The organism is Methylomonas paludis (assembly GCF_018734325.1).
GTDB classification, from domain to species: domain Bacteria; phylum Pseudomonadota; class Gammaproteobacteria; order Methylococcales; family Methylomonadaceae; genus Methylomonas; species Methylomonas paludis.
In genome coordinates, this window is the sequence record NZ_CP073754.1 from 2,367,394 (window position 1) to 2,381,011 (window position 13,618).

Below are 13,618 nucleotides of genomic sequence, written 5' to 3' on the forward strand. Positions count from 1 at the left end.
GGTAACTATCACCCTGAACATTAATTAAACTGTGTTATTTAATGTCATATATAGGTTAAATCACCTATAGATAGTTCGGGTATAACCAATTTTTCTGTTTATTCTCGGCAGATTTATCGCCGATTTCCGATCAGATTTTCAGACAAACATCATGAAATAAAGGCCTTAGCACATTGCCTGCAATACTTTTAAATTGACCATGTTTCTGTTTAAGAATTTTGGCTTAATAAATGCATTGCGAAACAAAGTGTTAATTGATAGGAGAACAAGATTATTACTCGCCCTCACCGAAATGAACCATGCCCATGCGGCAGCGGCAAGAAATTTAAAAAATGTTGTCTAGATAGCCCGAATCATCCTCAGGTATCGGCAAGCAATGCATTTCAGACTGATTTAAACTTTGCGCAACAAGCTGTATTTAAGCAAGACTTTGCCGGTGCAGCCGCCCACTTTCGTCGGGCGTTGAGCCGGCAAAAAAACTCAGCTCAAGCGCTCGCTGGTTTAGGCCAAAGCTTATGTCGGTTAAACCGGATCAATGAAGGCATCGTTTTTCTGCTACAAGCCGGAAAAGTACTACTTAAACAGGCAAAACTAAGCAAAGACATAAAATATGTGCTTGATCTGGCTTTTCAGTTATCACACTGGCACGCTCTGGAACCGGCCCTAGATCTGGCGCAACTGGCTTTAGCCATTGACGGTAATTCTGCCAACGCCAACCATATAATTGCCCTTTGCCTACATGGCCTGAACCGGCATACCGAAGCCTTGGCGTTTTCTGTAAGAGCTGTCGAACTGGCACCACGGGAAGCCAATGCCATTATTCTTCTGGCAGTGCTGGAGGCAAAACAAGGGGAACTCAGTCGCGCCAGACAACGCCTGGAAAATTTGCTGGCAACCGGCCAGCCGAATATGGCCCGCGCCCACACAGAACTTGGCGTGATACTGGATAAAATAGGGGAATATGATTCGGCATTCCAACAGTTGAGTTTGGCTGGAGCGGAGAATTTAAAGTGTTCCGCAACCCAAGCACTGGACAAGACTGCGGTTTACCGTGATATCAATCTATACCAACAAGCTTATGATCCGACGTTTTTACAATCCAGCGCCAACCTTAAAGCGGATGATGGATTACCGACACCGGTTTTTATCCTGGGTTTTTATCGATCCGGTACCACGCTGATTGAACAAATTTTGGCTGCTCACCGGCAGATTATTAGTAGCGACGAGGCCCCTTTACTATCGGCCGTTCTAGCTGAATTAAGCAAATTGGGGGAACCGGGTATAACTCTGCCGGAACGCATTAAATCACTAAGCCATACCGATATCAGCCGGTTACGCAAACTGTATTGGCAAACCGCCCAAGCCGCTTTGGGGAAACAAATCCAGCACAAGGTATTGGTTGATAAAACCGCCCTGAATACCCTGAATATTGAACTGATCAACGCTTTGTTTCCGGAGGCCGTGGTGATATTTGCCGTACGCGATCCGCGCGATGTATGCCTAAGCTGCTTTATGCAGTCTTTCGGTTTGTCGACATTAACCATTCATTTTCTGAACTGGACAGACTGCGCCCGTTTTTATGCCTTGATCATGGCCTACTGGCTATCAATTCGTGACCAGCTGTCTCTGAACTGGATCGAACTGCGTTACGAAGATTTATTGGCCGATTTGGCAGGCCAATTCTCACCGATATTCGCTAAAATCGGTCTGGAATGGTCGGCTGAATGCGAAGAGTTTTATCTTAAGTCTCAGCGCAAAATCATTAAAACCCCCAGTTTTTCTCAGGTAACCCAACCTTTGTATCATTCCTCAGCATATCGCTGGCGGCACTATCAAAAGCATTTTGCTGCCATTCTGCCCATACTTGAACCTTTCATCAAAGCTTATGACTATCAACCCAGCTAATTTAAGCATGGCATTACCAACCATAAGCGCATCGGCAAACACTGCATGGCATCACGCCACCGTCACTCGTGGCTGCCGACAACTGCTTAATGGTCATCCAGCGGTTATTTTATGGTTCACCGGTTTATCCGGAGCCGGCAAATCCACACTGGCTCATGCACTTGAAGAACGCTTGCATTGCCAAGGCTACCGCACTTTTGTGCTGGATGGTGATAATGTACGCCAAGGCTTGTGTGGTGATTTGGGGTTTAGCGATCAAGACCGCCGGGAAAACATCCGGCGCATCGCCGAGCTGTCCAAATTAATGCTGGAAGCCGGCCTTATTACCCTCACCGCCTTTATTTCTCCGTTCCTGGCAGAACGAAAACTGGCCAGACAGTTAGTTCAGCCTGGGGATTTTATCGAAATCTATTGTCGATGCGCACTTGATGTTTGCGAACAACGCGATGTAAAAGGCCTGTATCAAAAAGCTCGTAACGGTGAGATTTTAAAGTTCACCGGCATTTCTTCACCTTACGAGGCTCCGATTAATCCAGAGTTGGTATTGGAAACTGACAGGCTGGATCTAGGGGAATGTGTTGAGCAAATCATGGTGCTGCTGAAACGCAAGGGCATAGTGAGCGATTGATGGCTTATTTCGACATCTTTAATGGCGATGCCGACGGCATTTGCGCCCTGATCCAATTGCGTCAGGCATTTCCGCGCAAAGCCCAACTGATTACCGGCTGCAAACGTGATATTGAATTATTGCAACGAGTGCCTGGCGGCGCGGGAGATCAACTCAGCGTCCTGGATATTGCGCTACCGAAAAATCGTCCGGCGCTGATGGATCTGCTGGACAAGCAAGCTGAAATATTTTATGTCGATCATCATGCGCCGGGTGAGATACCGCATCATGCCGGATTCAGCCCTATTATCAACACCGATGCCAATATCTGCACCAGCTTACTTATCAACCAGTATGTCCGACAGTGTTGGATAGGCTGGGCAGTGACCGGGGCGTTTGGCGACAATCTTATCGACAGCGCCATCAGTGCTGCCCAGCCGCTGGGATTAACTGACCGACAGCTCGTGCAACTCCAGCAATTAGGGATATACATTAACTATAATGCCTACGGCGAAAGTCTGGCCGATTTGCATATGGCTCCGGATCATTTGTATCAGTTGCTGACTGGCTATGCTTCGCCGCTGGATTTTATTGCCGACAATCCAGGGGTTTTCAATCTATTGCAAAGTGCTTACCAGGAAGATATGGCTCTCACCCAAACTATTAAACCTGAGTATCAAACCGGGCGTATTGCTGTTTATATTCTGCCGGATCAGAAATGGGCCAGAAGGGTTAATGGCGTTTGGGGTAATCAGTTGGCCAATCAATATCCAGACAGAGCGCACGCCGTTATTAGCCATAATCAGCGCGGTGGTTATCAGATTAGTGTGCGGGCACCGTTAAGCAATAGAACCGGTGCTGATGCCGTTTGTGCGGGATTTGCTGAAGGCGGTGGCCGCCAAGCCGCTGCCGGGATCAATCATTTGGAAAGACATCGCCTGGATGAGTTGATACAGGCTTTGGAATTGGCTTACGGTTAGAAATTGCGACGATAAGCAACTGAACATACGCCAAAATTTCAAAAAACCCGGGAAAAAACAGCATAAATTACAGCTGATCGACACTTAATAATCAAAATTAAATAGTTTTCATAACATAATGATAACTATATATTTACCTAAACCGAATCACATTTAACTGCACAAAAAGGATTAAAAACGTTAGGTATCACAATAAGTGGTTGCTATGATAAGCGCAATTACCAGCAGGGTAATATGTTTATTCAATGTTCAGGCCGTAAAAAGCTCAAAATAGTTGGTTAGGTAGCATACACCATGACTTATTGTATTGTTGTATCAGTCAAGGAAGGCTTAGTTTTAACATCGGATTCCAGGACGAATGCCGGCATAGACAACGTGAGCATTCACCGAAAAATGCACGCACTGCCCACTCATACCAATCGCACCATCGTGCTGTTGAGTGCCGGCAATCTGGCGACCACTCAAGCGGTGGTGGATCAGCTGGCGCGTGACATGAAGGAAAATGCCGCCGTTAATCTGAACACTGTCGCCAGTTTGGCAGAAGCAGCGGAATATCTGGGTCAGATCAGCGTCTGTAAACAGAATCGCCATACTAATGCCAATGCCGGTCAAAATGGCTTTTTCCCAGCGGCCACTTTTATATTGGCCGGCCAGATTGCCCCCGCCGCTCATGGTGCTTATCTGATTTATCCGGAAGGTAATTTTATTACCACTTCTAGCCATACCCCCTATCTGCAAATCGGCGAAATCAAGTACGGGAAGCCGGTTCTGGATCGATTTCTAAAAGTCGACACCAGCCTGCACGAAGCCGGACGCTGCTGCCTGATCTCAATGGATTCCACGATGCGCAGCAATGTCAGCGTTGGCGCACCGGTAGACCTATTAATCTACCGCAAAGACAGTTATCATCTGCAGGAATATTACTGCTTTCAGGAAGATGATGATTATCTGCTTCAGTTACGCCGACTTTGGCATGAAAAACTCAAGGAAAGCTTTGCAGCGCTGCCGCACATTGGCAATAATGAAATGCACACATTACCCTACTATCAGGATTAACCAGACGAGCGAGCGCACCATTAAAGCACTAATGCACCCCATAACTACCCAAATTAGTGCAAACAACGCTCAACCTAGTCCAAATTCTGCCAAAAACGGTTCAAATACCTATGGCATATCTCTTGCTGGACTAACTATATGAATACACAGCCTACCCCAAAATACTTTAACGAAATGCTCACCAATAGTGGTGATGTGCGGGATATTTACCAGCAGTATATGCAATGGCAACAGGGCCTGCCCAACAGCACGCTGGAGCGAAAAAGTGCAGAAGCAGAATTGCTGTTCCGACGCATGGGCATTACTTTTGCCGTATATGGCGAAGCGGATGGAGCCGAACGGCTGATTCCGTTTGACATTGTGCCGCGTATCTTTGGTGCGGCCGAATGGCAGCGTCTGGAGCTAGGTATTAAACAGCGAGTCAAAGCCCTAAACGCGTTTCTGCATGATATTTATCACGAGCAAAATATCATCAAAGCCGGCATCATCAGCGCCCATCAGGTGCTGGACAATGCCATGTATCGACCGGAAATGCAGGGCGTAGACCTGCCTAATCAGGTTTATGCCCACATTGCCGGCATAGACTTGGTCAGAGTTTCCGAAAACGAGTTTTATGTTCTGGAAGACAATCTGCGCACGCCATCCGGTGTTTCTTATATGCTGGAAAACCGCAAGGCCATGATGCGCTTATTCCCGGAATTGTTTGCCAATCACACTGTGGAGCCGGTGGAACACTATCCGCAAATGCTGCTGGATACCTTGCGTGAGGCGGCGCCAGCTTATGTATCTGACCCTGTCATTGTGGTTATGACCCCAGGCGCTTATAACAGCGCCTACTTTGAACATGCTTTTCTGGCCAGTCAGATGGGCGTGGAACTGGTGGAAGGTCAGGATTTATTTGTGCATCAGCAAAAAGTCTATATGCACACCACGGAAGGCCCGCAACAAGTCCATGTTATCTACCGCCGGGTTGATGACGATTATCTCGACCCGCTGGCGTTCCGCCCCGATTCCACCTTAGGCGTACGCGGCCTGCTGGATGCTTATTGCAGCGGTAACGTGGTATTGGCCAATGGCGTGGGTACTGGGGTTGCCGACGACAAATCCACTTATTTGCATGTTCCGGATATGATCCGGTTTTATCTGGATGAACAACCCCTGCTATCCAATGTGCCAACCTGGCGCTTAAGTGATAAAGACGACCTGAAATATGTGCTGGCCAATCTGCCGGAACTGGTGGTCAAAGAAGTACAAGGCTCCGGCGGCTACGGCATGCTGGTTGGCCCAACCAGCTCAAAAGCTGAAATAGAGGCATACCGGCAACGCATTCTCTCCGAACCAGCCAATTTTATTGCTCAGCCTACCCTTGCCTTATCAACCTGCCCTACTCTGGTCGAATCCGGGGTAGCGCCGCGCCATGTCGATTTACGGCCATTTGTGTTATCCGGCAAAGAAGTGCGTTTAGTCCCCGGCGGTTTGACCCGGGTAGCCCTCAGCGAAGGTTCGCTGGTGGTTAACTCATCACAGGGTGGCGGCACAAAAGACACTTGGGTACTGGAGGACTAAAAATGCTTTCTAGAACTGCCGACAATTTATTCTGGATGGCGCGTCATATCGAACGCGCCGAAAATACCGCCCGGGTTTTGGATGTTGCCCACCGTACATCTTTACTCCCCCTGGACATAGAAGGCCCCGAAGCCTATTTATGGTATGCCCCCTTAAACATTACCGGTTGTGCCAACGGTTACGAACTTAAACACGGTTTAGCGCGGGGCAGCACAGTAAACCGCTATTTGGCATTAGACCCGGAAAACCCGGCCAGTATTTATAACTGCCTGCGCCTGGCCCGCGAAAATGCCAGAGCCGCACGGGGGGCCATTACCTCGGAGATGTGGGAAGTGATCAATGCCACCTGGCTGGAACTTAACCGAGTTTCACGCGATCTGGATAACGAAAGATTCACCGACTTCTTCGACTGGGTAAAAGACCGTTCTCATCTGTTTCGCGGCGTAACTTTGGGTACCATCATCAAAGATATCGCCTTAAGCTTCATCAAACTCGGCACATTTTTGGAACGGGCAGACAACACTGCCCGCATATTAGATGTAAAATATCATATTCTGTTTTCCGAGAATAATTCGGTGATGAGTGCAGCCGACTTCTATCAATGGGGAGCTTTGCTCAAATCGGTCAGTGCTTTTGAAGCTTACCGCAAAATTTATCGGGATGTGATTACGCCTATTAAAGTAGCGGAAATCATGATATTACGTGATGATATGCCGCGCTCTCTGCATAACTGCATGAACGAAGTCGAGGCCGCCATCATAGACATAAACGGTTCATCCGGCCGTGAAGCCCGGCGCCGAGCGGGAGAAATCCATGCCGCCCTGCATTTTGGCCGGATAGAAGATGTGTTTGAACAAGGCCTGCATGATTATCTGACCGATTTTCTAAATGATGCCAGCCTGTTGGGCCAGGAAATTCGTGATGCTTATTTATCCAGACGTGATTACATTATCTCTGCTCCGATAAAAAAACAGTCACAAACCCAGCAGATCGCTTTTGTTAATTAAAATCCTTATGACATATTGTGTTGCCCTAAAACTGAATGCCGGCATGGTGTTTGCGTCCGACTCCCGCACCAATGCCGGCATAGACCAAATTTCCAGCTTCAAAAAAATGCGCACTTTTGTAAATGCGGGAGACAGAGCCATCGTGATTTTAAGCTCGGGCAATCTCTCCATTACCCAAAATGCCGTTAACCGTCTGGAACATTATGGCCGTAATCCAGCAGTGCGTAATGTATGGAATGCCGAATCACTGTTCGACGTTGCCCAGTTACTCGGCGAATGCTTGCGCGAAGTTCGCGAACATGATGGCCAATTTCTGCAACAAAGTAATGTGGACTGCAACGCCAATTTTATTGTCGGCGGCCAGATTCAGAATGAGCGCCAGCGCCTGTTTCTGGTTTATAGCGAAGGCAACTTCATTGAAGCCAGCGACGAAACCCCGTATTTTCAAACCGGCGAAACCAAATACGGCAAGCCGATTATCGATCGTGTGATAAAACCGGATACCGCTTTAATTGATGCGGTGAAATGCATTCTGGTATCCTTTGACTCTACGATGCGCAGTAACCTGTCAGTTGGCCTGCCTATCGACTTGGCCTGCTACAAACATTCCAGTTTTTGCCTGGATTTACAGCAACATATTACTCAGGATGACCCCTATTTTTCCCAGATCAGTCGACGCTGGAGTGAAGGCTTACGCGGTGTGTTTGCCTCTTTACCCAATCCCGACTGGCTAACCGAAATTCATGACTCAGATCCTATTCCGCCGAGTTAACCATTGAATCAGTAACACAGCAGAGCCGCCAGCCATGACAATCCGCGTTGCCTTACACCATAAATCGCATTATGTTTTTGACCGGCCAGTCGTTGCTGCGCCGCACGAAATCCGTCTGCGCCCGACCGCCCACAGCCGCACTCCGGTTACCGGCTATTCCTTAACCGTTAAACCTGAAAAACACTTTGTCCACTGGCAGCAGGATGCCTATGGCAATTTTGTCGCTCGCTTAACCTTCCCTGAGCCAACCCGCGAACTGGAAGTGACCGTGGATTTGCTGGCCGATATGACGGTGGTTAATCCCTTTGACTTTTTTGTGGAAGAAGCGGTAGAGCAATATCCGTTCAGCTATCCACCCAGTCTGAAGGTTGAACTGGCACCCTTTCTGGAAACTACACCGGTTGGGCCATTGTTGGAAGCGCTGCTTAAAGAAATTAAGCAGGAAACCCCCAAAAAAATTACCACCACCAATTTTCTGGTGCAGGCCAATCAAAAAGTGCAGAGTCTGGTTGGTTATCTGATCAGGCTGGAACCAGGTGTGCAAAGCCCGGAAGAAACCCTGCACAATCAATCCGGCTCCTGCCGTGACAGTGCCTGGTTATTGGTGCAAATCCTGCGCAACCTAGGTATAGCCGCCCGCTTTGTATCCGGGTATCTGATCCAGTTAGCGGCAGACGAAAAGCCTTTGGATGGTCCATCTGGACCCAGCGCCGATTTTACCGATTTACATGCCTGGTGCGAAGCCTATGTTCCCGGCGCAGGCTGGATTGGACTGGACGCCACCTCCGGCTTGCTGGCCGGTGAAGGTCATATCCCACTGGCCGTAACAGCCATCCCGGCTTCTGCCGCGCCGATCAGCGGCATGACCAGCGTTTGCGAATCGGATCTGAATGTGGAGATGCGCGTTACCCGCATCCACGAAGACCCGCGCGTGACTAAACCGTATACCGAAGAACAGTGGCAAGCCATCCGCAGCTTGGGTCTGAATATCGACAAAGTGCTGCAGAATTCCGATGTGCGCCTGACTCAGGGGGGAGAGCCCACTTTTGTCTCGGTTGATAATATGGACGGCCAGGAATGGAATATTACCGCGCTAGGCCCGGAAAAATGGCAATTGGCCAATGACTTGGTACGGCGTTTGCAGAAACTATTCGCCACCGGCGGCGTATTGCACTTCGGCCAAGGCAAATGGTACCCCGGTGAACCCTTGCCCCGTTGGGCGCTGAATGTGTACTGGCGTAAAGACGGCGTACCTGTCTGGCAGGATTTAAACTTAATCGCCGAAGAACCGACCATTATCAACAGTGCAGATTTGCAAAAATTTGCCGAAACGCTGACCAAGCGGCTGAGTGTCAACCCCCAATATCTGATACCCGCCTTTGAAGACCCCTGGCTGGCCCTTGATGAAGAAAGCCGTTTACCGGCCAATGTTGATCCACACCAAGCTGATTTGAACAAGGCTGAAGTTCGCAAAGGTTTATCCAAAATTCTGCGGGCCGGCTTAAACTCGGTGGTTGGTTATGTATTGCCGATCAAATCGGTCGGCGATACCAATCTCAGCTGGCAATCCAGCCTATGGCCGCTTAGACATGACCGTCTGTATCTGCTGCCCGGCGATTCACCACTGGGATTAAGATTGCCGCTGAGCAGCCTACCCTGGGTTGCGCCTGCCCAAAAACAGCAGGCCGAAGTACCGGTCGATCCGTTTGCCAGCCGCGAAAATTTGAGCGATTTCCCGCGTAACGCCAAAACCAGTGTGCCAGCAGCGTTTATCGACAGCCCAGAGGCAAAAGAGATCATCCATACCGCGCTGACGCTGGAAGTTCGCGAAGGTATTTTATACGTATTCATGCCGCCGACCACCAGCCTGGAAGCCTGGCTGGAACTGCTGGCCGCCATTGAATACACCGCTGCCGGCTTAAACCAAACCATACGTCTGGAAGGCTATCAACCGCCTTATGATCCGCGCCTGCAGTCACTGTCGGTGACACCAGACCCCGGCGTAATTGAAGTGAATATTCATCCTTCTGAAAACTGGGAAACCCTGGAAGCCAGAACTGAAGCCTTATATGCCGAAGCCCGCCTCACCCGGCTGGCCACCGAAAAATTTATGCTTGATGGCCGCCATACCGGCACCGGCGGCGGCAACCATATCACTTTAGGCGGTGCAACCCCGGCTGACAGCCCTTTTTTACGCCGTCCCGATTTGTTGAAAAGCCTGATTACTTACTGGCAACAGCATCCGGCTTTATCTTATCTGTTTTCCGGTCAGTTTATCGGCCCCACCAGTCAGGCACCGCGTGTCGATGAGGCGAGAGACGATAACCTGTACGAACTGGAAATTGCTTTTCAGCAAATCGAGCAAAAAATCGGCATCGGTCAGGAAAGCCTGCAGCCCTGGCTGGTTGACAGGCTGCTGCGTAACCTGTTGATCGACTTAACCGGCAACACTCACCGTGCCGAGTTTTGTATCGACAAGCTCTATTCGCCCGATTCCGCTACTGGACGGCTAGGCCTTGTGGAACTGCGCGCTTTTGAAATGCCGCCGCATTACCGCATGAGTTTGGTGCAATCCTTATTGCTGCGGGCGCTGGTTGCACGATTCTGGAATGACCCTTACCACGGCAAACTGGTGTATTGGGATACCTCGCTGCATGACCGTTTCATGCTGCCGCATTTCATTGAACAGGATTTGCGTGACATCTGCCGTGATTTGCATAGTGCCGGCTTCCCGGTTGACTATAACTGGTTTGCCCCATTTCTGGAGTTCCGCTTTCCGCATTACGGTTCAGTTGCTTACGAAGGCGTGCTAATTGAACTTAGACAGGCTATCGAACCCTGGCATGTACTGGGCGAAGAAATCAGCGGTTCCGGTATGTCGCGTTATGTCGACTCCTCTGTAGAGCGTCTGCAAATCAAAGTCAGCAATATGATAGGCAGCCGCCATCAAGTGATTTGCAACGGCAGAGCCTTACCGCTACATCCAACCGGTATCCCCGGCGAATTTGTCGCCGGCGTGCGTTTTAAAGCCTGGGCCCCACCTTCTGCCCTACACCCCAGCATCGGCATTCATGCACCCTTAGTGTTTGATTTGCTCGACAGTTGGAATGGCCGTTCCATTGGCGGTTGTACTTATCATGTCAGCCATCCGGGCGGTCGCAATTACGAGACATTCCCCGTCAACGCCAACGAAGCCGAAGCCCGCCGCCGTGCCCGTTTTTGGGAACATGGCCATAGTGCCGGATCGTTGCAAGTCAAACCGGAAGCTCTCAATCCGCGCTTTCCATTGACCCTGGATTTACGTTGGCAAACACCATAAAATTTAAGGACTAAACCCTATGTTGTGCTCAACCAATCATCCCCGCTTTGGGGATAAACAAAACTCGCCTTTTTTTGAGGAGTATGTGTATCGCCTGCTGGAAGAGCGGGACCGCAGCGGCCTGACCGATATGATAGGCGGCATCGAAGCGCTGATGATCAGCGTAGAGCCCGGTAACTCGGTGGAATACATTACCGAACTGGCGCTGATGACGCCTTATCAGTATCTGGTGACGCTGGACAGCGAAAAGCATCTGACTCATGTATTGCGTATCGACATGAATTCGCCGGACATCCTGCTCCGCGAAGTCAAGCAACCTGAACATAACGACATTTTTCGCAGCCTTAACGACCTGTACCCGGTGGGCGCCAGACGTCCGCACAGCCGTTATCTGGGTGAAATCCTGCTCAGTACTGACCGTCATCAAGTGGTGGCTTTGCAACAGCAACGCGAATTTCGTTTTTTCCCGATCGGCCAGCTGTCCGAACTGGATTTACCCCTGAATGTGAGTATTTCCAAACCCTCGCCTTACACTCAAAATGTGATCGGTTATATGGAACGCCCGGTAGACGGCATCCGGGTTTACCATCACGGCACCTGTGTTATCCTGCCCACTGCTCAAGCGGCAAACGACAGAGGAAAAGAAATGCAGGAGCGTTTGGGCATTAAAGACCTGATTCTGCCTATCGACCATCTGGCTACCAGGGTATATAGCCAAAACCGCGAAGCCGCTATTCTGGAATATCTGGCCTTATCCAGTTATTACTACTGGGGCAGTTATGATATTAAAGATCAGAACTCGTCGACCAACGTCACCAAAAACGTTCGCGGCACGCCGGAATCCAACAGTCCGGCCAAAGTATTTACCGCCAATAACCACCCTTATTGCGTGAATCATCTAGACCAGCTGCCCAGCCCTACCGAAACCTTTGTGCGCAACTTTGGCCCGCGTTTACACCATATGGCAGTCGATGTTAAAGACGGCCAGACCAACGGCAAGGAAAATATCGATGTGGTGGTGGATGCCATTACCGCGCAAGGTAAAGGCTTTTTGCTGGACACCATTGGTTCCCGCGAAGAAGGTTTGAAACAAATCTTCTCCTCCGCCTCGGATTATTCTTCATTGATCATCGAATATGTACAAAGATTCGGCGATTTTGAAGGCTTTTTCGCTAAAGACAATGTCGCCCAGCTGACTTTTGCGGCCGGCATGGATGAAGGCGTGCGGAGTCAGGTGGAATAAATTCTGTCTTCAGCCTCCAGCCGGGGGATCCGGCTGGGGGGTAATGTTTCTGAATGACTTGGCGGATCATTCCTGTCACTTTCATAACACGAACATCCCTGCCTTCGCTTTGCCTCGTAGTTATTTAAAGCGAGGTTGACTGTATGCTCAACTTACCAAGTATTCTCAGCTATTTTACGATGAGTCACACCTGAAATTGGTGCTGAAATGTCAAACATGATCTCGGAAGCACGGTTGGAATAATGACGCTTATAGCCTAAAGCCAAGCAAAGCGGCAAACAAAAATGAATAAAGTTGTGATTCGCAGCAGTGAGCCTGATGATTTTTTTACCCGCGCAAAAGCTGCCGCCAAACGTGCAGATCAAGGCGACCAGTTTGATGGAAGCATAACACTGTCTTTTGCAGACCCGCAACGCATGTTTAGTGTATTGACCAAGGCCAGACGCAATTTAATGCATGAATTGATACAACAACCTAAAACTATTAACGAATTATCGATTAAATTGAATCGAAATCGCTCGGCAATCAGCAAAGATGTTAATTTACTTGAAAAAGCCGGCTTGCTGGTTTCAAAAGTTGAAGCCAATCCCGGTCACGGCGTACACAAATTAGTCCAGGCTGTGGCCAACAAAATTGAGATTACGGCTACTTTGGCTTAAACTTCGAGCATGAATCCATGCCCGATATCGGTAATTGGCATCAAAGATAAATAAGTCGATAAATTACGATTGCATTTTCCAATTACGCAGCCCAATTTTTGCATTGTCTTTTTTATCTTTTGTAATTTATTCAGCATAACGCTGGATGATCCTTTATGAACAAGTAGTTGGCTTCGAGGCTACGGGCCGCCATGTGGCTGATTTTCTTGCTCTAAACAACTCTAAACAGTAAAAGTTACCTTGATGCTGAAGTTTTGGTGGATTGCCTAGCGGCGAAGCCACCTTACGCACTTTGATGAAGGCTATACTGCCCCTGACATTGGCGCATCTTGATAATGCTCTCAACAACTAACTGTTTTTTAAAGCTATGTTGGCGTTAATAGTTGATTTGGGCAGAATAAGGTAGAAGTCATAGTAAAATCCCCGAACCCTTTGTTTGATAGTAGAGTGGGTCAAACTATAGTAGTTCGACCAGCCTATATACCATTCATTAATCGTCTTCAG

The 13,618-nt window shown here is 49.0% G+C and carries 10 protein-coding genes; all 10 read left to right on the forward strand.

The features are described 5' to 3' along the window. The first annotated feature begins 273 nt into the window (after positions 1-273). The 10 genes from KEF85_RS10680 (at position 274) to KEF85_RS10725 (ending at position 13,114) form a co-directional block, all read left to right on the forward strand. On the forward strand, positions 274-1,905 hold the full coding sequence (locus KEF85_RS10680) for a tetratricopeptide repeat-containing sulfotransferase family protein (protein ID WP_425515600.1): 1,632 nt from the start codon (positions 274-276) through the stop codon (positions 1,903-1,905). A 7-nt stretch (positions 1,906-1,912) separates the two neighbouring features. After that, entirely contained in the window at positions 1,913-2,533 is a 621-nt protein-coding gene (gene cysC, locus KEF85_RS10685; RefSeq protein WP_246534879.1) for an adenylyl-sulfate kinase, read from the forward strand. Further along, complete coding sequence (locus KEF85_RS10690; RefSeq protein ID WP_215580360.1) at positions 2,533-3,492, forward strand: DHH family phosphoesterase; 960 nt, start codon at positions 2,533-2,535, stop codon at positions 3,490-3,492. The genes cysC and KEF85_RS10690 overlap by 1 nt, the downstream gene beginning before the upstream one ends. A gap of 375 nt (positions 3,493-3,867) precedes the next feature. Continuing rightward, on the forward strand, positions 3,868-4,548 hold the full coding sequence (locus tag KEF85_RS10695; RefSeq protein ID WP_343222076.1) for a proteasome-type protease: 681 nt from the start codon (positions 3,868-3,870) through the stop codon (positions 4,546-4,548). A 138-nt stretch (positions 4,549-4,686) separates the two neighbouring features. Further along, positions 4,687-6,114: a circularly permuted type 2 ATP-grasp protein gene (locus tag KEF85_RS10700; protein WP_215580364.1), complete on the forward strand. Its 1,428-nt coding sequence runs from the start codon at positions 4,687-4,689 to the stop codon at positions 6,112-6,114. 2 nt (positions 6,115-6,116) lie between these two features. Further along, on the forward strand, positions 6,117-7,121 hold the full coding sequence (locus KEF85_RS10705) for an alpha-E domain-containing protein (RefSeq protein WP_215580366.1): 1,005 nt from the start codon (positions 6,117-6,119) through the stop codon (positions 7,119-7,121). A 7-nt stretch (positions 7,122-7,128) separates the two neighbouring features. Beyond that, positions 7,129-7,893, forward strand: coding sequence for a proteasome-type protease (locus KEF85_RS10710; RefSeq protein WP_215580368.1), 765 nt, complete (start codon positions 7,129-7,131; stop codon positions 7,891-7,893). Positions 7,894-7,927: 34 nt separating this feature from the next. Beyond that, complete coding sequence (locus KEF85_RS10715; RefSeq protein ID WP_215580370.1) at positions 7,928-11,212, forward strand: transglutaminase family protein; 3,285 nt, start codon at positions 7,928-7,930, stop codon at positions 11,210-11,212. Positions 11,213-11,231: 19 nt separating this feature from the next. Further along, a complete protein-coding gene (locus tag KEF85_RS10720; RefSeq protein ID WP_215580372.1) occupies positions 11,232-12,455 on the forward strand; it encodes a VOC family protein in 1,224 nt (407 codons plus the stop codon). A gap of 284 nt (positions 12,456-12,739) precedes the next feature. After that, on the forward strand, positions 12,740-13,114 hold the full coding sequence (locus KEF85_RS10725) for an HVO_A0114 family putative DNA-binding protein (RefSeq protein ID WP_215580374.1): 375 nt from the start codon (positions 12,740-12,742) through the stop codon (positions 13,112-13,114). Positions 13,115-13,618: the final 504 nt, after the last annotated feature.